22 protein-coding genes are annotated in these 24,696 nt (G+C 67.8%); 12 read left to right on the top strand and 10 right to left on the bottom strand.

The features are described 5' to 3' along the window. From SMN802W_RS18575 to metC, 8 genes are read left to right on the top strand one after another with little or no spacing between them, the layout of a single operon-like run. Positions 1-165 (top strand): hypothetical protein, encoded by a 165-nt coding sequence (locus SMN802W_RS18575; RefSeq protein WP_019516360.1) that lies wholly within the window; start codon positions 1-3, stop codon positions 163-165. After that, the gene (locus SMN802W_RS0107855; protein ID WP_019516359.1) at positions 165-908 is read left to right on the top strand and encodes a 16S rRNA (uracil(1498)-N(3))-methyltransferase; all 744 of its coding nucleotides are present in this window, start codon (positions 165-167) and stop codon (positions 906-908) included. The genes SMN802W_RS18575 and SMN802W_RS0107855 overlap by 1 nt, the downstream gene beginning before the upstream one ends. Positions 909-918: 10 nt before the next feature. Beyond that, the gene (gene thyA / locus SMN802W_RS0107850) at positions 919-1,845 is read left to right on the top strand and encodes a thymidylate synthase (protein WP_026325891.1); all 927 of its coding nucleotides are present in this window, start codon (positions 919-921) and stop codon (positions 1,843-1,845) included. A 2-nt stretch (positions 1,846-1,847) separates the two neighbouring features. Further along, positions 1,848-2,315 carry a dihydrofolate reductase gene (locus tag SMN802W_RS0107845; RefSeq protein WP_019516357.1) on the top strand — a complete coding sequence of 156 codons (468 nt, stop codon included), beginning with the start codon at positions 1,848-1,850 and terminating at the stop codon, positions 2,313-2,315. 49 nt (positions 2,316-2,364) lie between these two features. Then, a complete protein-coding gene (locus tag SMN802W_RS0107840; RefSeq protein WP_019516356.1) occupies positions 2,365-3,291 on the top strand; it encodes a bifunctional riboflavin kinase/FAD synthetase in 927 nt (308 codons plus the stop codon). Between the two features lie 25 nt (positions 3,292-3,316). Next, positions 3,317-4,858, top strand: coding sequence for a cryptochrome/photolyase family protein (locus SMN802W_RS0107835; RefSeq protein ID WP_019516355.1), 1,542 nt, complete (start codon positions 3,317-3,319; stop codon positions 4,856-4,858). 45 nt (positions 4,859-4,903) lie between these two features. Further along, on the top strand, positions 4,904-5,749 hold the full coding sequence (locus SMN802W_RS0107830; RefSeq protein ID WP_019516354.1) for a sulfurtransferase: 846 nt from the start codon (positions 4,904-4,906) through the stop codon (positions 5,747-5,749). Then, on the top strand, positions 5,746-6,951 hold the full coding sequence (gene metC / locus SMN802W_RS0107825; protein ID WP_019516353.1) for a cystathionine beta-lyase: 1,206 nt from the start codon (positions 5,746-5,748) through the stop codon (positions 6,949-6,951). The genes SMN802W_RS0107830 and metC overlap by 4 nt, the downstream gene beginning before the upstream one ends. A 181-nt stretch (positions 6,952-7,132) precedes the next feature. On the opposite strand, the gene SMN802W_RS16675 is transcribed toward metC, so the two are convergent. The 3 genes from SMN802W_RS16675 to ileS are packed head-to-tail and all read right to left on the bottom strand — an operon-like array spanning position 7,133 to position 11,065. Continuing rightward, a complete protein-coding gene (locus SMN802W_RS16675) occupies positions 7,133-7,618 on the bottom strand; it encodes a DUF3035 domain-containing protein (protein WP_019516352.1) in 486 nt (161 codons plus the stop codon). Continuing rightward, positions 7,611-8,135 (bottom strand): signal peptidase II, encoded by a 525-nt coding sequence (lspA, locus tag SMN802W_RS0107815; protein ID WP_019516351.1) that lies wholly within the window; start codon positions 8,133-8,135, stop codon positions 7,611-7,613. The genes SMN802W_RS16675 and lspA overlap by 8 nt, the downstream gene beginning before the upstream one ends. Beyond that, positions 8,132-11,065: an isoleucine--tRNA ligase gene (ileS, locus tag SMN802W_RS0107810; protein ID WP_019516350.1), complete on the bottom strand. Its 2,934-nt coding sequence runs from the start codon at positions 11,063-11,065 to the stop codon at positions 8,132-8,134. Before ileS ends, lspA begins: the two co-directional genes overlap by 4 nt. A gap of 83 nt (positions 11,066-11,148) precedes the next feature. Between ileS and queF the strand changes: the two genes are divergently transcribed. The 4 genes from queF to SMN802W_RS0107790 all read left to right on the top strand — a co-directional run bounded on the left by queF (position 11,149) and on the right by SMN802W_RS0107790 (position 15,828). Next, positions 11,149-11,601: a preQ(1) synthase gene (queF, locus tag SMN802W_RS0107805; protein WP_026325890.1), complete on the top strand. Its 453-nt coding sequence runs from the start codon at positions 11,149-11,151 to the stop codon at positions 11,599-11,601. A gap of 129 nt (positions 11,602-11,730) precedes the next feature. Beyond that, positions 11,731-14,004, top strand: a complete 2,274-nt coding sequence (locus tag SMN802W_RS0107800) for a glycosyltransferase family 4 protein (protein WP_019516348.1) — start codon at positions 11,731-11,733, stop codon at positions 14,002-14,004. Positions 14,005-14,058: 54 nt separating this feature from the next. Continuing rightward, positions 14,059-15,339 (top strand): glycoside hydrolase family 130 protein, encoded by a 1,281-nt coding sequence (locus SMN802W_RS0107795; protein WP_019516347.1) that lies wholly within the window; start codon positions 14,059-14,061, stop codon positions 15,337-15,339. A gap of 99 nt (positions 15,340-15,438) precedes the next feature. Further along, on the top strand, positions 15,439-15,828 hold the full coding sequence (locus tag SMN802W_RS0107790; protein ID WP_019516346.1) for a hypothetical protein: 390 nt from the start codon (positions 15,439-15,441) through the stop codon (positions 15,826-15,828). Here the strand turns inward: SMN802W_RS0107790 and SMN802W_RS0107785 are convergent. The 7 genes from SMN802W_RS0107785 to SMN802W_RS0107755 all read right to left on the bottom strand — a co-directional run bounded on the left by SMN802W_RS0107785 (position 15,825) and on the right by SMN802W_RS0107755 (position 24,678). Continuing rightward, positions 15,825-16,685 (bottom strand): NAD(P)-dependent oxidoreductase, encoded by an 861-nt coding sequence (locus tag SMN802W_RS0107785; protein ID WP_019516345.1) that lies wholly within the window; start codon positions 16,683-16,685, stop codon positions 15,825-15,827. The genes SMN802W_RS0107790 and SMN802W_RS0107785 overlap by 4 nt on opposite strands. 59 nt (positions 16,686-16,744) lie before the next feature. Next, positions 16,745-17,827 (bottom strand): FUSC family protein, encoded by a 1,083-nt coding sequence (locus SMN802W_RS16670; RefSeq protein ID WP_019516344.1) that lies wholly within the window; start codon positions 17,825-17,827, stop codon positions 16,745-16,747. Positions 17,828-17,870: 43 nt separating this feature from the next. After that, complete coding sequence (gene gyrB, locus SMN802W_RS0107775; RefSeq protein ID WP_443208590.1) at positions 17,871-20,393, bottom strand: DNA topoisomerase (ATP-hydrolyzing) subunit B; 2,523 nt, start codon at positions 20,391-20,393, stop codon at positions 17,871-17,873. A gap of 76 nt (positions 20,394-20,469) precedes the next feature. Next, on the bottom strand, positions 20,470-21,231 hold the full coding sequence (locus SMN802W_RS0107770) for an OmpA family protein (RefSeq protein WP_019516342.1): 762 nt from the start codon (positions 21,229-21,231) through the stop codon (positions 20,470-20,472). 77 nt (positions 21,232-21,308) lie between these two features. Continuing rightward, a complete protein-coding gene (locus tag SMN802W_RS0107765) occupies positions 21,309-22,490 on the bottom strand; it encodes an MFS transporter (protein ID WP_019516341.1) in 1,182 nt (393 codons plus the stop codon). Positions 22,491-22,765: 275 nt separating this feature from the next. Next, entirely contained in the window at positions 22,766-23,803 is a 1,038-nt protein-coding gene (recF, locus tag SMN802W_RS0107760) for a DNA replication/repair protein RecF (RefSeq protein WP_026325888.1), read from the bottom strand. A 77-nt stretch (positions 23,804-23,880) separates the two neighbouring features. Beyond that, positions 23,881-24,678: a Coq4 family protein gene (locus SMN802W_RS0107755; protein WP_019516339.1), complete on the bottom strand. Its 798-nt coding sequence runs from the start codon at positions 24,676-24,678 to the stop codon at positions 23,881-23,883. Between the last annotated feature and the right edge of the window lie 18 nt (positions 24,679-24,696).

The raw sequence follows: 24,696 nt of genomic DNA, 5'->3' as shown, positions 1-24,696 counted from the left end.
GTGGTTCATATCTCGGTTGCGATCGGCCGCTTCTTTGAGGCGTTGTTCTTCGCGATCGTTCGCGTCGCTGGCGTCGTCACCGGCGTCGTGCTGGGGGTTGTGCTCGCGGGCGCCATCCTGTTTCTCACCGCGCGCTGGCTGATCGTGCGCGGACGGAGGAAATGATGGGAGCAACCCCTGCCTGGCCACCGCGCTCGACCCCGCGGCTGTTCGTTGACGCAGCCCTTGGCGCCGGCGCGCTGACATTGTCTGGACCGCAGGCGCACTACCTCGGCTCGGTCATGCGGATGAAGCCAGGCGATCCGGTCAAGCTATTCGACGGGAGAAGCGGCGAATGGCTCGCGGTCGCGACCGACGTCGCGCGCCGGAACGTGACGCTCGACGTGCAGCAGCAGCTCGCCCCGCTCGAACACGTCCCCGACCTGTGGCTCTGCGCCGCGCCGCTGAAGAAGGGCCGTGTCGACTGGATGGCGGAAAAGGCGTGCGAGCTCGGCGTCGCGCGGCTCGTTCCCGTCGTCACCAGACGAACCGTGGTCGACAAGCCCAACACCGAGCGGTTGTTGGCGCACATGATCGAGGCGGCCGAGCAATGCGGCCGCACCGCGGTGCCGCAGGTCGCCGAGCCGGTGAAGCTCACCGCCCTGTTGCGCGACTGGCCGGCAGAGCGTCACCTGTTCTTCGCCGACGAGCTTGGCGGCGCGCCCGCGGCCGAGGCGATGCGCGCGACACCCGGCCCTGCGGCGATCCTGATCGGACCCGAGGGCGGCTTCGACGACGACGAGCGCGCCGCGATCCGCGCGCTGCCTGAGGCGGTGCCGATCGCGCTCGGCCCCCGCATCCTGCGCGCCGACACCGCCGCCGCGGCGGCGATCGCGCTGTGGATGGCGTCCGCGGGTGACTGGCGGTAGCACGGCCGCCGTGACCGACTCGCATTACGAACACCAGTATCTCGATCTGCTCCGCCGCGTGTGGGAGCATGGCGACGAGCGCCGCGACCGCACCGGCATCGGCACCCGCGCGGTCTTCGGCCCGCAGCTGCGTTTCTCGCTTGAGGGCGGCGCGGTGCCGCTCCTCACCACCAAGCGCGTGGCGTGGAAGACCGCCGCGCGCGAGATGCTCTGGTTCCTGTCGGGCGACACCAACATTCGTTCGCTGGTCGAACAGAAGGTGCATATCTGGACCGACTGGCCGCTCGACCGTTACCGCCGCGCGACCGGCAAGGCGATCGACCGCGACGTGTTCGAGGCGCGCATCCTTTCCGACGCTGCGTTCGCGGCCGAATGGGGTGACCTAGGCCCAGTCTATGGCAAGCAATGGGTCGACTGGCCGACCTACGAACCCGCAGGCGACGACCTTTATCGCCGCGGCGCGGGCATCAACCAGATTGCGGAGCTGGTCGAGGCGATCCGCACCAACCCGACCTCGCGCCGGCTGTTGTTCACCGGCTGGAACGTCGCGGAGCTGAACCGCATGGCGTTGCCGCCGTGCCACATGACCTACCAGTTCTTCGTGAACGACGGCTGCCTCTCGGGGCTGCTGTGGCAGCGCTCGTGCGATCTCGGCCTCGGCTTCGCGTTCAACGCCTTCTCCGCTGCGATGCTGGTCCACATGCTCGCGCAGCAATGCGACCTGTTGCCCGGCGAACTGGTGTGGAGCGGCGGCGACGCGCACGTCTATTTGAACCACGAGCATCTGGTGCGCGAGCAATTGGCACGCGAACCCCGCGGCCATCCGCGACTCGAACTGCTGCGCCGGCCCGCCTCGATCTTTGACTACACCATCGATGATTTCCGCGTTGTCGACTACGATCCGCATCCGCATATCGCAGCACCGGTCGCGGTCTGAGCATGAGTGTTACCTTCGTTCTCGCGCGTGCGGAGAATGGTGTGATCGGCGTCGACGGCAAGCTGCCGTGGCACCTGCCGGCCGACCTGCGCCATTTCAAGGCGCTGACCACCGGCTGCGCGATGGTGATGGGGCGCAAGACGTTCGAGAGTTTCCCTTCACCCTTGCCCGGTCGCCGCCACATCGTGCTGACGCGTGACCCGCATTGGCAGTCGGCGGGAGCGGAGGTCGTCCACGATCCCGCCGCCGCGCTTCGCATCGCCGGCGCACGCGTTGCGGTGATCGGCGGCGCGGAGATCTTCGCGCTGCTGCTGCCCTACGCCGACGCGGTCGAGCTGACCGAGGTGCACGCCGCACCCGTTGGCGATGCGATTGTCCCGTCCTTCACCGGCTGGCGCGAGGTAGCGCGCGAGGATCACGCCGCGGAAGCTGGACGCCCCGCCTACAGCTTCGTCCGGCTCGAGCGGTGAGCGCGCGCATACTTGTCGCCCCGCGCGCCCGGCCGTAGAGCGCACAACCATGGAGCGCCTCGACGGCAGCGCCGCGGTGCCGCCGCATCTCGCCGGCGGAATCGTCGCGCTCGGCAATTTCGACGGATTTCACCTCGGGCATCAGGCTGTGGTCGCGTGCGCGGTCGAGCGCGCGCGGGTGGAAGGACGCCCTGTGCTGGTCGCGACCTTCGATCCGCACCCGGTGCGCTTCTTCCGCCCCGACGCTCCACCGTTCCGTCTGTCGACGCTAGATCAGCGCGAGCGCCTGTTCGCCGCCGCAGGAATCGACGCGACCGTGGTCTTTTCCTTCGACGCCGCCTTCGCCGCGCTGACCGCGGAAGCATTCGTGACCGAGCGGCTGGTAGATTGCCTGCGCGTCGCAGGCGTCGTCACCGGCGCTGATTTCACCTTCGGCAAGGGCAAGGCGGGCGACACCGCCGGGCTGCGGGCGTTCGGCAAGGCGCACGGCTTCACCGCCGAGACGGTCGACGCGGTGACTCTGGGGGGCGAGCCGGTGTCCTCCACCCGCATCCGCGATCTGCTGCGCGCCGGCGATCCCGCCGGTGCCGCGCGCCTGCTTACGCGCCCGTTCGCGATTGAAGGCGTGGTGCAGCACGGCGACAAGGTCGGCCGCACCATCGGCTATCCGACCGCCAACCTCGACATGGGCCGCTACCTGCGCCCGGCCTATGGCATCTACGCGGTGCGCGGGCGGCTAGCGGACGGACGCCTGCTGAACGGCGCGGCGAACCTCGGCATCCGCCCGCAGTTCGAGCCGCCGAAGGAGTTGCTCGAGCCCTATTTCTTCGACTTCTCGGGTGACCTCTATGGGCAGGCGATCGAGGTCGAGTTGATCGAGTTCCTACGGCCCGAGGCGAAGTTCGACAGCCTCGACGCGTTGATGGCGCAGATGGACGCCGATTGCGCGCGCGCACGCGCGATCCTGGAGCGCTGACGTACCAACATGCGTTAACACGGGCATGACCACGCTCGTACCCGTCCTCGGCGATCAACTCACCCCGACGATCTCGTCGCTTGCTGCCGCAGACAAGGCGGACACCGTCGTGCTGATGATGGAGGTTGCCGACGAGACGACCTATGTCCGTCATCACAAGCAGAAGATCGCCTTCATCCTGTCCGCAATGCGCCACCACGCCGCCGCCCTCAACACGGCCGGATGGACGGTCGACTACGTCCGTCTCGACGACCCGGACAACAGCGGCAGCTTCACCGGCGAGGTCGCGCGTGCGGTCGAACGCCACGCGCCCGATCGCATCATCGTGACCGAGGCGGGCGAGTGGCGCGTCCGTGCGATGCTCGACGCTTGGGAAACGCTGTTCGGCGTGCCCGTCGATATCCTGAGCGACGATCGCTTCATCGCCACGCACAGCGATTTTGAGCAATGGGCGGCGTCGCGCAAGGTGCTCACGATGGAGTATTTCTATCGCGCCATGCGTCAGCGGACCGGCGTGCTGATGGACGGCAAGGAGCCGGCCGGCGGCCAGTGGAACTACGACAAGGACAATCGCAAGCCGGCGAACAAGGACCTGTTCATGCCGCAACCGCTCGCCTTCAAACCCGACAAGGTGACGTGCGAGGTGATCGACCTTGTCGCGGCACGCTTCGCCGATCATCCAGGCGATCTCGACGGCTTCGACTATGCCACGACGGCGAAGGACGCGGAGCGGCAGGCCGATACCTTCTTCGCGCACGCGCTGGAGAAATTCGGCGATTATGAGGACGCGATGCTGACCGGCGAGCGCCATTTATGGCATTCGATCCTGTCGCCGTATCTGAACGCCGGGCTGCTCTTGCCCCTCGACCTCTGCCGCCGCGCCGAGGCGGCGTACCGCGCCGGCAAGGCACCGATCAATTCGGTCGAGGGCTATGTCCGCCAAATCCTCGGCTGGCGCGAATATATGCGCGGCATCTACTGGCGTGAGGGGCCGGACTACGTCGATCGCAATTACTTCGGAAACACCCGGCAGTTGCCCGACTGGTACTGGACCGGCGACACCGACATGCATTGCTTGGCGCAGGCGCTCGGCCAGACGCTCGCCACCGCGCACGCACATCATATCCAGCGCCTCATGGTCACCGGTAATTTCGCGCTGCTGATCGGCGCCGATCCGAAGGCGGTCCACCTGTGGTACCTGGAGGTCTATATCGACGCCTATGAATGGGTCGAACTGCCCAACACGCTCGGCATGAGCCAGTTCGGCGACGGCGGGCTGCTCGGCTCGAAACCCTATGCAGGCTCGGGCGCGTACATCAACCGCATGTCGGACTATTGCGGCCACTGCCGCTACGGTGTGACGAAGCGTGTGGGCGAGGACGCCTGCCCGTTCAACGCGCTCTACTGGGACTTCCTCGCCCGCAACGAGGACAAGCTGCGTCCCAACCGCCGCATGGCGATGCCGTATCGCACCTGGGACCGCATGAAGCCTGAGACCCGCGCCGAGACGCGCGCGCAGGCGGCGGCGTTCCTTGACGAGCTCGACGCGAGCGGTCCGCCATATTAGGTTGGACCTGCTGACGCGTTCGCTGCCACGCGTTATGCTGCGGACATGGACCCACTCGTCTCCACCCAATGGCTCGCCGACCACCTGAACGATCGCGATCTGCGCGTCGCCGATGCCAGCTACCATATCGACCTGCCGGGCGAGCCGAAGCGCGATGCCGCTGCAGAATTCGCGGTGGCGCACGTGCCGGGCGCCGTGTTCATGGACCTGGCGGCCTTCTCCGATCCTGACAGCCCGCTTCCCTCGACCATGCCGGGCGCTGCGCGCTTTGCCAGCCGGATGACGCGGGTGGGGCTTGGCGACGGGGTGCGGATCGTGCTCTACGACGACGCATCGCATTTCACCGCCGCACGCGCCTGGGTGATGCTACGCGCGTTCGGCTTCACCGATGTCGCGATCCTTGACGGCGGCGTGGCCAAGTGGCGCGCGGAGGGACGCGCGCTGGACGCGGGCGAGCACGTCGTGCGCCCCCGCCATGCGACCCCGCGCGAGCAGGGCCGGGGCATCGTCGACATGGCGCAGGTCCGCACCGCGATGAACACCGACACGCAGATCGTCGATGCACGCGGGGCGGCTCGCTTCACCGGTGCGGGGGCCGACCCGCGGCCGGGCGTCGCCGCCGGTCACATCCCCGGCGCGCGGAACCTGCCGTACAAGCATGTCTTCAACCCCGACGGCACGTGGAAGCGCGGCGACGCGCTGCGCGCCGCCTTTGCCGACGCCGGCGTGGATCCATCGCGGCCGATGATGATAACCTGCGGCTCGGGCATTACCGCCAGCGTGCTCGCCTTTGCCGCGCACCTGTTAGGACCCGAGGCCGCGGTCTATGACGGCAGCTGGAGCGAGTGGGGCGCCGACCCTTCCACCCCCAAAGCGACAGGTGAGGCATGAGCGACGATCAGGACCCCCGTTCCGACGCGCGCCCCGACACGCAGGTCGTCACCGCCGGCCGCCGCCCGGAATGGACCGCGGGCGTCGTCAACACCCCCGTCTGGCGCGCCTCGACGATCCTCTACGACGATGTCGCGCATTTGCGCGCGAGCGGCGCGGCGGACACGCACCACCGCCTGTTCTACGGCCGCCGCGGCACCCCCACGCAGTGGAGCCTCGCCGATGCGCTGACCAGCCTGGAGCCCGGCGCGGAGGGCACGTTCCTTTATCCGTCCGGTGTCGCCGCGATCGCCGCTTGCCTGTTGGCGGTGCTGTCGCCCGGCGACGAACTGCTCGTGCCCGACAGCGCCTATGATCCGACGCGGTCGATGGCGACCGGGCTGCTCAAGCGCTTCGGTATCGCCGCGCGTTTCTACGATCCGCTGGTCGGCGCAGGGATCGCCGAACTGATCGGACCCGACACGAAGGCGATCTTCATCGAGTCGCCCGGCAGCCTGACCTTCGAAGTGCAGGATGTGCCCGCGATCGTCGCGGCGGCAAAGGCACGCGGGATCGTGACGATCCTAGACAACACTTGGGCGACGCCCTTGTTCTTCCCCGCGATACAGAGGGGCGTCGATTACTCGGTCCTTGCCTGCACCAAATATGTCGTCGGCCACTCCGACGTGATGCTCGGCTCGGTCACCGCCGGCCCCGACCGCTTTGCGCGCTTGCGCGAGACGAGCTTCCAGCTCGGGCAGGTCACCAGCCCCGACGACGCCTGGCTTGGCAGCCGCGGCCTGCGCACCATGTCGGTTCGCCTGCGCCAGCATCAGGCGAGCGCGCTCCGCGTCGCGCGCTGGCTGGCCGACCAGCCCGAGGTATCGCGTGTGTTGCACCCCGCACTGCCGTCATGCCGCGGCCACGAGACGTTCGCGCGCGACTTCCTCGGCTCGTCTGGCCTGTTCTCGTTCGCGCTGAACGGCGGCGATGAGCGGTCGCGCGCCGCGCTGATCGACGCGCTCGACCATTTCGGCATCGGCTACAGCTGGGGCGGGTATGAGAGCCTGGCGCTGCCGATCGACCCCGCACGCCATCGCACCGCGACAACGGCCGACTTCGCCGGCCCGCTCGTCCGCCTGCAGATCGGATTGGAGGACCCGGCCGACCTGATCGCGGACCTCGCCCGCGGGTTGGCCGCGTTCCGCGCGGCGCGGGGGTGAGGCCCAAACCTTCCCCTTCCCCGCAGGAGGGGGCGTCAGCCTCGACAGCTGAGCGTGCCGTAGCCGCCACGCGCAGGAAGCAAGGGAATGCCCATCCATCCGTCACCCCGAAATTGTGCCGGAATGACAAGCACGGCTGGGCCAGAACGATATCGCGCGACCGGCCGCGCGGCGACCCCGCTTACGGCTGCGGCGTGGCGGCGGGAGTCGGCGTTGCGGCGGGCGAGGGAGCGGTCGCCTGCGTCGCACCGGCAGCGCCGCCCGTGACTGCGCGCGCGCCCTGGCCGTCGCCCTGCGGTGCCGCGATGATGTCGCGCGTCGTCTGGCCCTTGTCGATCACGTTGGTCTGCGGATCGCCGACGGCGCTCCGGATGCCGGGCTGCGCGACGTCGCCGCCCGCCTGATCGACGACGCCCGCCTCTGCCTGGCTGCGCGGTGCGGGGGTGCCGAACAGCGCCTCCAGCGTCTGGCCCTGCGTGTTCGTCCCTTGCGTCCGCGCAGCGCCCGGCTGCGGCGGGACCAGCGAGAAGTCGGGCGGGATCACCAGCGGCGCCTGGCGCGCCACCGCGAACTCGTCGGGGCGCGCACGGTCGTAGCCGCTCTTGCCGCACGCCGACAGCGACGTCATCGCGGCGAGTGCGACGCCCACGACCAACAACTTACGCATGTACGTTCTCCGAGGAATTCTTCGCGATCTCGTCCGGCTTGTCGCGGATCACGAGCGCGCGCACCAGCAGAATCAGCACGCCGATCGTAATCGCCGCGTCCGCGATGTTGAAGACGAGGAACGGTCGCCATTCGCCGAAATGCAGGTCGGCGAAATCGACCACATAGCCCAACCGAACGCGATCGAGGATGTTGCCGATCGCCCCGCCCAGCACGAGGCCGAGCGCCAGCTGGTCGCCGCGCTTGGGCTCACGCCACATCCACACCAGCACCGCCGCCGCGATCGCAGCCGTGAAGGCGACCAGCACCCAGCGCATCGTCGCCGTTTCCGCGCGCAACATGCCCAGCGACACGCCATTGTTCTGCACGAAACGCAGGTCGAAGATCGGCAGCAGGTTGCGCGACGCGCCGAGAAAGTCGAGTCCGAGCGGCCCGGTGACGAGCCACTTCACCAGCTGATCCACCACCAGCACGATTGCGGCAAGCGCCAGCCCGGCGCGCGGCGTCACCCGCGTCATGCCGACACCCCGTCTGATACCGTCGCCACCACATCCTCGCACCGCGCGCACAGATCGCCGTCCTCGTCGACCTCGGGCAGGTGCCGCCAGCAGCGCCCGCACTTGTGGTAGTCGGTGCGCGTCACGTCGACCGTGCCCGCCTCGCTCACCTTCGCGACAATGAACACCTCGGCCAGCGCGTCGGTAGGCAGCGGCGTCTCCGGCACCGTTACCTCGGCCTCCAGGCTCGATCGCACCGTCTTCTCGCGCCGCAGCGGCTCGATCGCCTCGGTCACGCGCTCGCGCAGGCGCCGAACCTCGTGCCAGCGTTGCGCGATGTCCTCCGACGCCTGCTCGGGCAGCTCGGGCCATTCGAGCAGGTGGACCGACGCGTCCGCGTCCGGGAAGCGCGCCTGCCACACCTCCTCGGCGGTGAACACCAGCACCGGCGCGGCGTAGCGGACCAGTGCGTGGAACAGCGTGTCGAGCATCGTCCGATACGCCCGCCGCTTCAGATCGCCGGGTGCGTCGCAGTAGAGCGAGTCCTTGCGCACGTCGAAGAAGAACGCCGACAGGTCCTCGTTGCAGAAGTCGGTCAGCGCGCGGGTGTAGCGGTTGAACTCGAACCCCTCCGCCGCGCTGCGCAGCTCCAGGTCAAGCTTGTGCAGCAGGTGGAGCACGTAGCGCTCCAGTTCGGGCATGTCCGCCACCGCGACGCGCTCGCCGTCGGTGAAGCCGTCGAGCGCGCCGAGCAGGTAGCGGAACGTGTTGCGCAGCTTGCGATACGCGTCCGACGCGGTCGCCAGCACTTCCTTGCCGATGCGGATGTCGTCGAAATAATCGGTCGACACCGCCCACAGCCGCAGGATGTCCGCGCCGCTCTCGCCGATGATCTTCAGCGGATCGACGACGTTGCCGAGCGACTTGGACATCTTGCGTCCTTTTCCGTCGAGCGCGAAGCCGTGCGTCAGCACCGCGTCGTATGGTGCCCGCCCGCGTGTGCCGCAGCTCTCCAGCAGCGACGATTGGAACCAGCCGCGATGCTGGTCCGACCCCTCGACGTACAGGTTCGCGCGCGTGCCCCCAGGATTATCTTTGGCGCCGTAGCGCGCCTCGACCACGAAGGCGTGCGTCGAGCCGCTATCGAACCATACGTCGAGGATGTCGTTGACCGGTTCGTAGTCGGCGAGGTCGTAGCCGTTGCCGAGCAGCGTCTGGTGGTCCGCCGTGAACCATGCGTCCGCGCCACCCGCCTTGAAGGCGCTCAGAATGCGCGCGTTCACCGCCGGATCAGCGAGATACTGACCTGTCGCGCGGTGCACGTAGAGCGCGATCGGAACGCCCCAGGCGCGCTGGCGCGAGATCACCCAGTCGGGTCGTCCCTCGACCATCGCGGTGATCCGGTTCTCGGCACGCGCCGGCACCCACCGCGTCCGCGCGATCGCGTCGAGCGCGAGGTTGCGTAGCGTCGGAGCGTTGTCGCCGCCAACGCTCCCACCCCGCTGGAGAGAGGGTTGAGAGAGGGGCTGTTGCGCACGGTCCGCCTGACCCTGTTCCCCTGCGACACCCGCCGCGCGTGCTTGTCCCGCCGGCAGATCCATTGGAATAAACCACTGCGGCGTCGCGCGCTGGATCACCTTCGCCTTCGACCGCCACGAATGCGGATAAGAGTGCTTAAAATCGTCCGACGCCGCCAAGAGCGCGTCCGCCTCACGCAGGTCGGCGCAGATCGGCCCTTCGGCGGACACGAACTTCTTGTTGATGACGCTGCCCTGGCCGCCCAGCCACGCCCAATCCGCGCGGTAGAAGCCCGCGCCGTCGACCGCGAACACCGGCTCGATTCCGTATTGCTTGCATAGGAGGAAATCGTCCTCGCCGTGATCGGGCGCCATGTGGACGAGGCCGGTGCCCGCATCGGTGGTCACGAAGTCGCCGGGCAGCAACGGCCGCGGCTTGGCGAAGAATCCGCCGAGGTGATCCATCGGATGGCGGGCGAGCGCACCGGCGAGGTCGTTAGCTGTGATGAAGCTGCCGCGATCGGCGATAAATGCGTCGAAGGTTTCTGTTACATCGGCAAAGCCGAGACCTGCTCGATCTGCAAACTGCTGTGCTAGTCGCTGGGCAACTAAGTATTTGCGGCCCTCATAAGGCAATAGGACGTACTCAACATCCTCCCCGTACGCCAACGCCTGGTTCACCGGGATCGTCCACGGCGTCGTCGTCCAGATGACCGCGTGCGCGCCGACCAGCTCGGGTGCGTTGGGCGCCTCGGTGATCTCGAACGCCACGTCGATCTGCGTCGACACGACGTCCTCATATTCGACCTCGGCCTCGGCGAGCGCGGTCTTCTCGACCGGGCTCCACATCACCGGCTTGGCGCCGCGGTAGAGCTGGCCGCTCTCGGCGAACTTGAGCAATTCGCCCGCGATCGTCGCTTCGGCCTCGTACTTCATGGTGAGGTACGGGTCGGCCCAGTCGCCCATCACGCCCAGCCGCTGGAACTCGTCCGCCTGCACCGCAACCCATTTGTCGGCATACGCGCGGCACTCGGCACGGAACTGGTCGACCGGCACCTGATCCTTGTCGAGCTTCTTGGCGCGATAGGCTTCCTCGACCTTCCATTCGATCGGCAGGCCGTGGCAGTCCCAGCCCGGCACGTAGGGCGCGTCATAGCCCATCAGCGAGCGGCTGCGGACGATCACGTCCTTCAGCACCTTGTTCATCGCGTGGCCCATGTGGATGTCGCCGTTGGCGTAGGGCGGGCCGTCGTGCAGGATCCAACGCTCGCGCCCGGCACGCTCGCGCCGCAACCGGTCGTACAGCCCCATCTGCTGCCACCGCTCCAGGATCGCGGGCTCCTTCTGCGCGAGGCCTGCCTTCATCGGGAAGTCGGTCTTCGGCAGGAAGACGGTGTCGCGCCAGTCGCGCTTGGTGTCGGGTTGGTCGGCCATGATCGGGTCGCGCCTTAGCGCGGGAGGAAGCGCGAAACAAACGGCAGGTGACGCGGACCACACGTGCACCTATCTCGCCGCGCATGACACTCGCCCCGACCCATCTCGGCCAGTCCGTGCCGCTGCCCACTTCTCCGCAAGAAGCGGTGCTCGACTACGTGCCCAATCCGCGTCCGAACCAGACCTATCTGATCCGCTTCACCCAGCCCGAGTTCACCTCGCTCTGCCCGGTGACGAGCCAGCCCGATTTCGCGCATCTCGTCATCGACTATGTGCCGGCCGAGACGATCGTCGAGTCGAAGTCGTTGAAGCTGTTCCTCGGCTCGTTCCGCAACCACAATGCCTTTCACGAGGATTGCACCGTCGGCATCGGCGAGCGGCTGTTCCGCGAGATGCGCCCGCGCTGGCTGCGGATCGGCGGTTACTGGTATCCGCGCGGCGGAATGCCAATCGACGTGTTCTGGCAATCGGGCGCGCCGCCCGAGGGACTTTGGCTCCCCGATCAGGGCGTCCCCGGCTACCGTGGCCGCGGTTGAGCAGTCAGCCTTGTAGGAAAGCTTTGTTGCACTGCGGCATGCGGCAGTGCAACCAAACCTTCACATGCCCGTTGGGTAGACAAGCGAGGGTCTGTCACGACCAAGAGCCAAGCCAGTAAAGGTTGAAGGATGAAGCAGTCGGTCGAACCGGGCGCGATCAAGCATATTGCCCTGATCGGTAATTTCCTGCCGCGCAAGTGCGGCATCGCCACGTTCACGACCGACACGTATGAGGCCCTGCGAAAGCGTTACCCTGATCTTCGCGTCGACGTCTACGCGATGGACGACCATCCCGGCCGCTACGATTATCCCGAAGCGGTGACCGGCGCGATCCCGCAGCACGACCGCGCCGCCTATATCGCCACCGCGCGCGCGATCGAGGCAAGCGGCGCGCAGGCTTTGTGGCTTCAGCACGAATACGGCATTTTCGGCGGTGACGCCGGCGCGCATATCTTCGACCTGCTCGACCGCACCACCGTGCCGCTGATCGTCACGCTGCATACCGTGCTGGAAAAGCCGAGCACGCAGGAACGCGACGTGCTCGAGGGGTTGTTGCGCCGCGCCGCCAAGGTGATCGTGATGGCGGAGCGTGGCCGCGACATCCTGCAGCGCGTCTACGGCGCCAACCCGGCGTCGATTGCAGTGATCCCGCACGGCGTGCCCGACCGCGTGTTCGTGTCGCCGGACACGTTCAAGGCGCGCTTCGGATGGCAGGGCAAGCGCATCATCCTGACCTTCGGCCTGCTGAGCCCGGGCAAGGGTATCGAAACCGTGATCGAGGCGATGCCCGCGGTCGTCGCGCAGCACCCCGATGCGGTCTATGTCGTGCTCGGCGCGACCCACCCCAGCCTCGTCGCGCACGAAGGCGAGCTTTATCGCGACCGGCTGAAGGCGCAGGCGCGCGACCTCGGCGTTGACACCAACGTCGCCTTCATCGACGCCTTCGTCGATCACGACGACCTGATCGACTATCTTCAGGCCGCCGACATCTACGCGACGCCGTATCTCAACCCCGCGCAGATCACGAGCGGCACGCTCTCCTACGCGGTCGGCGTCGGCAAGGCGGTGGTATCCACGCCCTATGTCCACGCGACCGAAATCCTCGCCGACGGACACGGCGTCCTCGTCGATTTCAAGGATGTCGCCGCCTTCGCGCGCGAGATCAACGACCTGCTCGGCAGCGAGCGCAACCTGGGCCGGCTCTCGCAGCGCGCCTATGCACGGGGGCGCACGATGATCTGGCCCGCCGTGGCGGAGAAGGCCATGATCGAAGTCGCACGCAGCATCGAGGCGCAGCCCAAGCGCCTGTCATCGGGCACGATGCCGACGCCAAAGGTGTTACCTCCCGATCTCGCCGCGGTAGAACGGATGAGCGATTCGACCGGCATGCTCCAGCATTCGATCTTTTCGATTCCCGATCGTCGTCACGGTTACTGCATCGACGACAATGCCCGTGCGTTGATCCTCATGAGCCAGATGGCCGATGTCGACACGGTGACGCGGGACAAGTGGACCACGATCTACGCGTCGTTCGTGCAATACGCCTGGAACCCCGACCAGCGCCGCTTCCGTAATTTCATGAACTTCGACCGGACATGGTGCGAGGACGTGGGATCGGAGGATTCGAACGGCCGCACGCTCTGGGCACTCGGCGTCACCGCGCGCGATGCCGCCGAGCTCAAGCACCGCGACTGGGCGACCGCGATGTTCGACATGACGGCCAGCCTCGCGTTCGAACTCGGCAGCCCGCGCGCGCAGTCGTTCGCGATGCTCGGCGCAGCAGCGATGTTGCAGGCGTCGCCCAACCACCCGCTCGCGCTCGAGATCCTTGAGCGCTTTCCCGACCAGCACCTCGCGCTGCTCGATGCCGCGCGCCGTCCAGAATGGGGCTGGTTCGAGATCGTGCTGGCCTACGACAATGCGCGCCTGCCCGAGGCGCTGATCCGCGCCGGCCATGCGCTCGGCCGTCAGGATCTGGTCGATTGCGGGATCGAGACGCTGACGTGGATCATGTCGAAGCAGACCTCGCCCGAGGGTCACTTCCGCGCCGTCGGCTCGGAGAGTTTCGGTCGCGAATATGCCGAGCCGCTACCGCACGATCAGCAGCCGCTCGAGGCACAGGCGACGGTCGAGGCATGTGCGGCGGCGTTCGACGCCACCGGCGACCGCCACTGGCTCGCCGAGGCGACGCGCGGATATAACTGGTTCCTGGGCGTCAACGACCTCGACCTGCCGCTCGCCACCGCGAAGGACGGCGGCTGTTTCGACGGCCTGATGCCCGCCGGGCTCAACCGCAACCAGGGCGCGGAAAGCATCCTTGCGCTGCAATTGGCGTCGTGCGCGATTTCAGGGCTTTCAAAACGGGCCGCAGGCGTGGCAGGGAAGGAACGCGTCGCCGCGTAGACCCCTACGCGGCGCGCATCGCACAGACGAGTTACTTCGCGAGGCGTCGTTCCCTTGGATTTGTTCAATCACCGGCTGCGTCTGCATGCCGACCCTTCGCGCGTCGTGGTTCGTCCGTTCCACATCGGCTGGCTTGCCAACGGCAGCGGCATCAGCCGTTCGGAGCGGCTGATCAACGAAGTGCTCGAGATGAGCACTGAGCAGGCGCGCGATCAACTGACGCTGGTGCTCAAGGATTTCGAGGCGCGCCATTGGCAGACGCGGCGTGTCTTCATGACGCGCTACGACGAGATTGCCTCCGCCCACGGTCTCGACGGCAGCGCGATCGATGACGAAAAGCGCCAGCTGATCGGCGCCTATTTCTGCCACGAATACAGCTACGCCGCCGCCGCGCTGATGAACCCGAGCGCCGTGCCGCATCCCGATCAGTCGGGCATGTCGCCGGGTTCTCAGCGGATACTGATGTCGCTCCGCTCGGTGGGGGAAGGGCACATCTCCTCCGTCGCCTTCCGCGAAGGTATCATCGGCGAGGACAACGAGCTGAAGCTCGCGCCCGAGCCGCCGTTCGCCACCGCCGCCGACGCGATTGGCAACGACGAGGAAGCGCCGCCGGTCGGCCCCGTCACCGTCTACCGTCACCGCGACAGCACGTTGTCGGGCACCGTCATCTTCCCGATCACCGACGCGCAGTCGAAGGGGCTGGAGGACCTGCGCCTCGTTCACTTCACGCACGACGACGGCGAGGTCGAGTGGCTCGGCACCTATACTGCGTATAACGGCGCGACGATCCAGTCGGAGCTGCTGCGCACGCGCGACTTCCGCGCGTTCGACCTAGTGCCGATGACGGGCACCGCGGCGCGCAACAAGGGGATCGCGCTGTTCCCGCGCAAGGTCGGCGGACGCTATCTGTCGATCGGCCGGCAGGACGGCGAGAATCTGTACCTGCTCTCGACCGACGACCTAACGCACTGGGACGACGGGCAGCTGATCCTCAAGCCCGAATACCCATGGGAGTTCGTCCAGATCGGCAATTGCGGTCCGCCGATCGAGCTCGACGAGGGCTGGTTGCTGCTGACGCACGGCGTCGGCGCGATGCGCAAATATTCGATCGGCGCGGCGCTTCTCGACAAGGACGACCCGTCGAAGGTGATCGGCCGCACGCAGCAACCGATCCTCGCCGCCGCCGATCAGGACCGCGAAGGCTACGTTCCGAACGTCGTCTATACCTGCGGCGCGATGCGGCACGGCGACAAGTTGTTCATGCCCTATGGCATTGCCGATAGCTCGGTCGGCTTCGCCTTCGTCGAGATCGCGGAGCTGCTGAAAGCGATGTGAGACGCGCGGCGGTGCTCTCGGGCACCGCTGCAATGTCAGGACGGCGGTGACGATGCCCGCCCCCTCGATCGAGCGTTACCGGCGTGACAAGCTCTCCTGATGGTTGGTTTAGCGTTCTTCATGCTTGGCGCTGGCGCATATGTCACCGCGCTCTTCGGACCGTCCCTGCTGGGGTTATGGTTCTGGCATCAGGCCGGCCAGCGTATTCCGCGCTGGCTTGCGCACCTGCTCTACCTCCCTTTGGCGCTGCTGCTCGCTTGGGCGTCGGGCAACATGCTCTTCTTCGCCGCGCACGACGATGGCGAGGGTCCGCCAGGTCTCGGGCTCGCACTCGTACCCGCGATCGCGATGTTGCTCGGTTCGATCGTCCTCTATTATGGCGCGGTCGCGGCCGGGGCGGCCGGGGTGGCCGGGGCGGCCGGCGCATTGCTGCGGCGGTCAAAGGATCGGCGTACCGGCGGCGCTGAGGCGCTCAGCCCTGATCGCTAGCGCTCGCCATTGATCGTATAATCCGCCACTGCGCTCCAGTCGCGAGCCGCCATGCCAGCATCGACCGCCCGCTCCATCTGCCCGCGCACCGCATCCAGCATCGGCAGCGTGCGCCCCGACGCTTCGCCGGCCGCAGTCGCCAGCCGCAGGTCCTTCAATCCCAGCTGCATCACGAAACCAGGTTCGTAATCCTCCGCCACGATCTTCCCGCCATAGGTGTGATAGGCCGGGCAACCAAACAACGTATCCGTCGCGATCTGAAGGAAGTCGGCGCGCGACAGTCCATGCGCCTCGGTCAGCGTCATGGCCTCGCCCAGCGCCTCGATCGTCATCGCGATCAGCATGTTGCCCGCGACTTTGGCGGCGTTCGCCTGGTGCGGCTCGTCACCCAGCACGAAGGTGCGCTGCCCGATCGTGTCGAGCAGCGGGCGCACGCGCGCGACTGCATCATGCTTGCCCGCGGCGACGACGTTGAGCTTCGCCGCTGCCGCCGCGTCCGGTCGCCCGAATACGGGTGCCGAGACATAGCCGATCCCAGCCGCCTCATGCGCCGCGGCCAGCTCGCGCGCGAAGTCGACCGCGATCGTCGCGCTCACCACATGCACCAGTCCCGCCCGCGCGCGCGACAGCAGGTCAGGCTCCAGCACCACCTGCCGGATCGCGGCGTCGTCGGCCACCATCGTGAACACGACCTCGCTCTCGAACGCGTCCGCTGCCTGCTCGAGCAGTTCCACGCCCGGCAGCTCGGCCGCATCGACCGGCGAGCGATTCCAGGCGCGCACATGATGCCCCGCCGCGGCAAGGTTGCGCGCCATGCCGATCCCCATGCGACCGAGCCCGACGCAACCGATATCCATGTCCGTTATCCCTGCGCTTTCTGATGCGCGTGCGTGAACGCGCAGGCGCCCGGCGGGTTCTACGGACCGCCCGGCTCGCTCAACACCGCGCCGTGTGCGGTCGAGACACGCGGTCGCGCGATCAGGTGCCACGCCACCACCACCGGCTCCAGGATCGCCAGACCGACCGCGATGCCCTCCAGCCGCGCCAGCGCCGGCGCGACCGCGACATCCTCGACGCGGTCGGGCACCAGCGTGACCAGCACCGCCAGAACGAACTGCGTGCCGACATAGCTGCGCGCGCGCCAGCCGTTCTCCGCCATCCGCCCGATCGCGACACCGATCGCCACCGCCAGCAGCAGCACGCCGGCTGAGACGTGGAGCAGCAGCACCACACCCGCGTAGCCGGCCCCGGCGACGCAGCCGACCACGCGCTGCCCCAGCCGCGCGGATACGAGCCGCAATCCGCCCGCTTCCAACCCTTTGAGCGGCACCATCATCACCGCCAGGATCGTCACCGCGCCTTGCGCGATCTCGGGCACGTCGATGGCGCGCGCGATCCATGGCAGCAACGCCACCGCGAGCGTTCCTTGCGCGGCGTGGCGCAGCGCGTCGGGGTGCCACGGCTGTCGCGTCGCGCGCCCGGCCTTCGCCGCCGGCCACCAGCGCCGCAGCGTCAGCGTCGAGGCAAGGCTCACCATAACGCAGGCGAGCGTGCCGACCGCCACCTCCAGCACTCGCGTCGCGACCAGCGCATGCACGTCCGCGCCGGGATGCTCGGCGGCGTCGAGGACGACCATCGCAAAGGTCAGCGCGACGAACAGCCATGCATAGGCGCGCCTGGCGGTCAGCGCGGCGTAAAGCGTCGGCAGCGTCACCAACGCCAGCAGCAGCGACATCGCCACCGGCCCATGCGCCGTCCACGGCACTAGCAGCAGCGCAAGCGCCGCCCCCGTCACCGTTCCGACGATCCGCAGCAGCCCGCGCAGCATCGTCTCCGACACGTGCCCGCGCATGACCATATAGCCGGAGAACGCCGCCCAGCTGATGTTGCGCGCGCCCGTCCAATGCGCCAGCGCGATCGCGAGCAGCACCGACACGACGCACTCGATCGCATCGACCCGCCGTGCGTCGAGCGGCACGCGAATGCGCAGCGCGGTCACCTACGCCCGCTAGGGTCAGGGACGGGTAGCGGCCCTCTCGCGCTCACACGTCCAGGTTGGCGACCGACAGCGCATTGTCCTGGATGAACTCGCGCCGCGGCTCGACCACGTCGCCCATCAGGCGCGTGAAGATGTCGTCCGCCGCATCCGCCGCCGCGATCTCGACGCGCAGCATCGAGCGGTTCGACGGATCGAGCGTGGTTTCCCAGAGCTGCTCGGCGTTCATTTCGCCCAGCCCCTTGTAGCGCTGGATCGACAGCCCGCGCCGCCCTGACAGCAGGATCGCGTCGAGCAACTGCGACGGTCGCGCAACGAGTGTCTCGCCTTTCGCGATCGTGACGGTTTCCTCGCCGTTCTCGTCGGTCGGCTCGGCATCGGTCGATGTCTCCACTACCTCCGTCGCTGCCGCCTTCGAGCGGACCAGCTTGGCCGCATGGGTGTAAGCCTCGGCCTGCTCGGCGGCGAGCGTGTGGAGCTTGCGCGCCTCGGCCGAGGACAGGAACGCCGCCTCGACGATGTGGTGGTCAGTGACCCCGCGCCACAGCCGCTGGAAGTGAATGCCGCCTTCCTCGGTCACCTGCGCGCTCCACGTCGCCTCCGTATCGCCCTGATCCAATCGGCGTGTCACTTCGGCGACGGCGCAAACCCGGTCCTCACGCGACCCCTCGGGATCGAGCGCGCCGCCCAACGCGAGCGTCTCGATGATCGCGGGATCGTAGCGCCTGGGCACGTAGCGCATCAGCGTCCGCATCCGCCGCGCATGGTCGACCAACGCACGCAGGTCGGCGTCGAAGCGCGTGCCGCCCGCCGTCTCCAGCATGGTCGCACCGACGCCCGCCTCGACCAGATATTCGTCGAGCGCGGCATCGTCCTTCAGATACACTTCGCTGCGCGCCTTGGTCGCCTTGTAGAGCGGCGGCTGCGCGATGTAGAGATGCCCGGCCTCGATGATCTCGGGCATTTGGCGGTAGAAGAACGTCAGCAGCAGCGTGCGGATATGCGCGCCATCGACGTCGGCGTCGGTCATGATGACGACCTTGTGGTAGCGCAGCTTGGCGAGGTTGAAGTCGTCGCGGCCGATGCCCGTCCCCATCGCCTGAATGAGCGTGCCGATCTCGCGGCTGGCGAGCATCCGGTCGAAGCGCGCGCGCTCGACGTTCAGGATCTTGCCCCGGAGCGGCAGGATCGCCTGAAAATGCCGGTCACGACCCTGCTTGGCCGAACCACCGGCGGAGTCTCCCTCGACCAGGAACAGCTCGGACTTGGCCGGATCGCGCTCCTGACAGTCGGCCAGCTTGCCGGGCAGGCTGGCGATGTCCATCACGCCCTTGCGCCGCGTCAGCTCGCGCGCCTTCTTCGCCGCCTCGCGCGCTGCTGCGGCGTCGATCACCTTGCCGATGATCGCGCGGCCATGCGCCGGGTTCTCCTCCAGCCACTCGGCGAGCTTGTCCGCCATCAGGCTTTCCAGCGGCTGGCGCACCTCGGACGACACCAACTTGTCCTTGGTCTGCGACGAGAATTTCGGATCGGGCAATTTCACCGAGACGATCGCGGTCAACCCTTCGCGCATGTCGTCGCCGGTCAGCGTGACCTTCTCCTTCTTCAGGAGCCCGGTCTTGTCGGCGTAATTGTTGAGCGTGCGCGTCAGCGCGGCACGGAACGCGGCGATATGCGTGCCGCCGTCGCGCTGGGGGATGTTGTTGGTGAACGCCAGTACGTTCTCGTAATAAGAGTCGTTCCACTCCAGCGCGACGTCGATGCCGACATCGTCGCGGCTGCCGTTGATCGCGATCGGCTCGGGCATCAACGCCGCCTTGTTGCGGTCGAGGTATTTCACGAACGCGGCGATCCCGCCCTCGTAGAACAATTCGACCGACTTCGGCTCCTCATGCCGCGCATCGGTCAGGAACAGCCGCACGCCCGAGTTGAGGAAGGCGAGCTCGCGGTAGCGGTGCTCCAGCTTCTCGAAGTCAAACTCGGTGATCTTGAAGGTGGAAGGCGAGGGCAGGAAGGTGACGCGCGTCCCCTTCTGCCCTTCCTCCGCCGGACCGACGACCTTCAAGGGTGCTACCGCATCGCCGTGCGCGAAGCGCATGTAGTGCTCCTGGCCATCGCGCCAGATCGTCAGGTCAAGGAACTCGGACAGCGCATTGACCACGCTCACGCCGACGCCGTGCAGCCCGCCCGACACCTTGTAGGCGTTCGTATCGCTGGTGTTCTCGAACTTACCGCCGGCGTGCAGCTGCGTCATGATGACCTCGGCCGCCGACACGCCCTCCTCGGGGTGGATGCCGGTCGGGATGCCGCGGCCGTTGTCGGTCACGCTGACCGATCCGTCGGCGTTCAGCTGGATGTCGATCCGGTCGCAATGCCCGGCCAGCGCCTCGTCGATCGCATTGTCGCTGACCTCGAACACCATGTGGTGAAGGCCCGATCCATCGTCGGTGTCGCCGATGTACATGCCCGGCCGCTTGCGCACCGCGTCCAGGCCCTTGAGCACCTTGATCGAGGAGGCGCCATATTCGTTGGAATTACTGTTCTGCGGTTCGCTTGCCATATCAAGCATGTAGGGATTTCGCGCCCGGAACGGAAGCGAAATGGGCGCTCCCGCCCTCGTCCGAGGGCAGGAGCATACCTTCTGGTCAGTAGCGCGCGAACTCGCTTGCGCGGCGGCCGAGCAGCGTCACCTCGACGCGGCGGTTCTGCCGCATCCCCGCCGCGATCGCGTTGGTTGCGACCGGATCGCGCTCGCCGTGCCCGACGACCGAGAAGCGCGCGCGGGTCACGCCCATCTGGTCGAACGCCGCGCGCACGCTGCCTGCGCGGCGCTCCGACAGGTCCTGGTTGTGCGCATCGGTGCCGCGCGAATCGGTGAAACCGTCGATCGCGACGCGTACGCCCGGATTGTCGCGCAGATAGCCGGCGAGCGGCTGCAGCTTCTGAACCGCGCCGGGACGCAGCCGGTCGCTGTCGGTCGCGAACAGCACATCCTCCTGCAGCGTCAGCGTCGCGCCGCGCGGCGTCTGGCGGAAGCCATAATCGTGCATCGCGCGGCGATCCCAGCCACCGCGCCCCGGCACCACGCGCGTTTCCTCGATGACCGTCACGCGCTCGGCGGCGGGCCAGGCATAACGCGCGCGGTTCGGCCCTGCGATCGCGACGAACGCGTCATTGGCGGCCTCCGCCTCCCGCGGCTGGACCCGACCATCGCGGTTGTAGTCGAAATTGCGCATCACGAACGCCTGCCCGCGCGCGCTGTTGCGCAACTCGGGAAACAGCAGCGGCACGCCCGCGCCCACCAGTCGGTAGTCACCGGGGCGATAGTCCCAGCGTCCCTGCGCGCCGGCAGGAAGGGCCGCGGCGAGTGTTGCGGCCGTAGCGACCAGGAAAGACAGATGCTTCACGCAATATTACTCCTGCAAAACCCCCGCAGGCGAACGCTTATCGCTTGATTCGGTTTAACCGCGCTTGGCCGAACTTGTCAGGCGACGTTCACCGGATCGGCCGGCAGCGCGCGATCGCGCAGCGACAGGAAGCACACTCCCGCACCCACGAGCGCCACCGCACCCGCGATCAGCGCCGCGTCATAGTCGCCGAACAGATCGTGCAGCCGACCGAAGCCGATGATTCCGATCGCGGTTCCGACCAACGTCAGCGGCATCGCGCTGCCGTAGATTTCGCCGAACGCGCGCAACCCGAACAACCGCGCGGCAAGGAACGGCAGCAGGTCGTTCTCCGCCCCGTTCATCAACCCGGCAAGGAACACCAGCGCGAGTGCGACCGCTATATTTGATGATCCCCATGCGAGCGCCGCGAAGGCGAATGCGGAGACGAGCGCGAAGGCGGCGGCGGCAGGCTGCGGACGGTATCGGTCGATCAGCGCGCCGATCAGCAATCGTCCCGCGATCGCGCTCGCGCCGAACGCGGTCAACAGCACCGCCGCTTCGCTACTGTTCAGCCCCATCTCCAGCCCCAGCGGTACGATCTGCGTGACAAGCCCGGTGGTCGCCAGATTGACCAGCATCGCGCCGACGACGATGCGCCAGAACCGGGGATCGCGCCGCGCCTCGGCTGCGGTCAGGCCGGCGACGATGACGGAGGGCGTGCCGTCCTCGACGATCGTCGGCTGCACGACCGAGGACGATGCGCGGATCACCAGCAGGATGACGGGCAATGCCGCCGCGCTCGCCAGTGCCAGCGCGACGAAGCCGCGCCGCCAGCCCCAACCGTCGATCACCCAGCCGAGCGCGGGTGCGGCGATGATCGTCATGACAGCCAGTCCCGACGTCGCGATCGCCAGCGCGGTGCCGCGATGCTCGCGAAAACGCAGCGCGATCATCTTGCCATAGACCAGGCTGCTCGTGCCCGGCACCGCCAGCACCAGCACGACGATGCACGCCTGATAATGCCAGATCGCACCGCCGATGCTCGCCAGCAGCAGATAGGCCGCGACCATCACCGCCGACGAGGCGACGATCACCGGGCGCACGCCGACGCGGTCCGCGATACGCCCGACGAACGGCGCGATCAGCACGCCGACGAGCGCCAGGCCAGCCGCAGTCGAAATGTCACCGCGCGACCAGCCGAACTCGCGCTCCAGCCCCGGCGTGAAGAGGCTCGACAGATTCTGGTACAGTCCCGGCCCGAACCCTGCACCCAGCAAGGCCGCGACGACGACCCGCCAACCGCGCCGCCACTCCGCCTGCGGCGGCGCAGACGCGCGGTCGTGCGCGATCCTGGGGGATGGAGCGGGATCAGGTTCGATGCTGAATGACCTCTGCCGGCCGCGGTGCGATCGCCGGGATCATAGCCTGATCGATCATCGCCACGCATCCACCTTTCCGATATCACCGGCTCGCCACCGACGCCCGATCATCCAACCGGCTTGGCCAAGGCTACGTTCCGCGATTATCTTGAGGAAGGGGCACCTTGCGCCGGTCATAGCGCGATGTGCATCGCGTCCGCCGCGGCGTCGAACAACGCGCGCTCGGTCCCCGTCATCCACACCTGTCCGCGCCCCGCCAGCCGCATGAACAGCGCCGCGCGCCGCGCCGGGTCGAGGTGCGCCGCCACCTCATCCAGCAGCAGCACCGGTGGGCTCCCACGCCGCTCCGCCACCAGATCGGCGTGCGCCAGCACCATGCCGAGCAGCAGGGCCTTCTGCTCGCCCGTAGAGGCAAGCGCGGCGGGCGCACGCTTGTCGACGTGGGTGACGTTCAGGTCGACGCGGTGCGGTCCGGTAAGCGCGCGGCCCGCCGCGGCGTCGCGCGCACGACCCTGGCGCAGCGCGGCGGCGAACGCGTCGGCGTCATCCTCCCACCCATCGAGCGCGATCGACGCGCGCGGGAAGTCGAGCGCCGGCGCATCGCGCAGCCGCTCCTCCAGCGCCGCCACACTGGTCCGCCGCGCCGCATCGAGCGCCAGCCCGTGTCGCACCATCTGCGCCTCGACCGCGTCGAGCCAGGCGGGCTCGGGCGCATCTTCCGCCAGCAGCCGGTTGCGGTCGCGCATCGCGCGGTCGTAGCGCTGCGTCTCGGCCGCGTGTCCCGGCAGCAGCGCCAGTGTCAGCCGATCTAGGAAGCGCCGCCGCTCGCCCGCCGGCTCGACGAACAGCCGGTCCATCGCGGGCGTCAGCCACAACAGCGACAATCGTTCCGCCAGCGCGCCCGCGTTCGCATTCGCGCCGCTCACGCGCACCACGCGCCGCTCGGGCGAGGCGGCAAGCGTGCCGGTCGCGACCTCGACCCCATCGGTGAGCGTCGCCGCCACCCCGAACCCGCCCGGCCCGTCGTTCCGCGCCATCTGCGACAGGCTCGCACGGCGCAGGCCGCGGCCGGGCGCCAGCAGCGACACCGCCTCCAGCACGTTGGTCTTGCCCGCGCCGTTATGCCCGGTCAGCACGACGAAGCCGTCGCCCGGCGTCACGCCCAGGTCGGCATGGTTGCGAAAGTCGGTGAGCACCAGCCGCGACAGCATCGCGGGCGTGCCTAGCGCGCTTTCGGGCGTCACGACACCCCGGCGCGCGTCATCGACCCGCCCCGCGCGCTACGCCTTTACGCCGCCAGCCGCTCCGCTTCTGTCGCACCGGCGCGTTCCTTTTGCGCGCTCAGGTACGATGCCAACGCCGGGCCAAGCTCGGCCTGCGCGTGTCGGTACGCCACCGGCTTCTTGATGTTCAGCCGTCGGCGCGCCGCGTCTATCGGCTCGTGCAGCAGCTCGAGATAGTCCTCGCCCGAGATCCACTTCGCCGTGCGGCCATGGCGATAACCCTCGATCACTGCCTTTGCGAACAGCGTGCCCTTGGTCACGTTCAGGCTCTTCAACGACGCCGCCGTGGCGATGAACGCCCAGCCGAGCCCGCCGACCTGCGCATAACTGAACGCGACCAGCGCCGCCTCGCCCAGGCTCTCGTCCGCCTGATAACCCGTCAGCACGTGCCAGATGTCGTGCGTGTCGCGGATGCGTCGCCCCATCCAGGCGTAGGGGTGCGCCATGTCGTCCTCATCGGGCGCGAGCTTGCTCACCGCGACCAGCCCGTCGGCGGAATAGCCGGTGCTCTCGAGAAAGTGCCGGTACGCCGCACCCACCGTGCCCGGCGCGAAGCTCGCGACAAAGGCAGCGTCGGTGAAGCGCTCGGCCAGTTCGACATGTTCCTGCGCGATCCGGCCACCTTTCTCGGTCGCGATCAGCCGTGCGTAATTCTCCGGCGCGTTGCCGACGTTCAGCGCGCGCATGATGCGGAACACCTGCTGCGTGTCGTCACCGTTGTTCATCAGCTTCCTGATCGCATCGATCGCGCTGCGCCAGTCGCGCTTGCCGTTGGTGCCCGGAAACGGGGGGAGGGTAGCCATGAGTCGACTCCTTACTGA

Source organism: Sphingomonas sp. Mn802worker (genome assembly GCF_000382485.1).
In the GTDB taxonomy this organism is placed as follows: Bacteria; Pseudomonadota; Alphaproteobacteria; order Sphingomonadales; family Sphingomonadaceae; genus Sphingomonas.
This window is presented reverse-complemented; position numbering and strand designations above follow the sequence as displayed.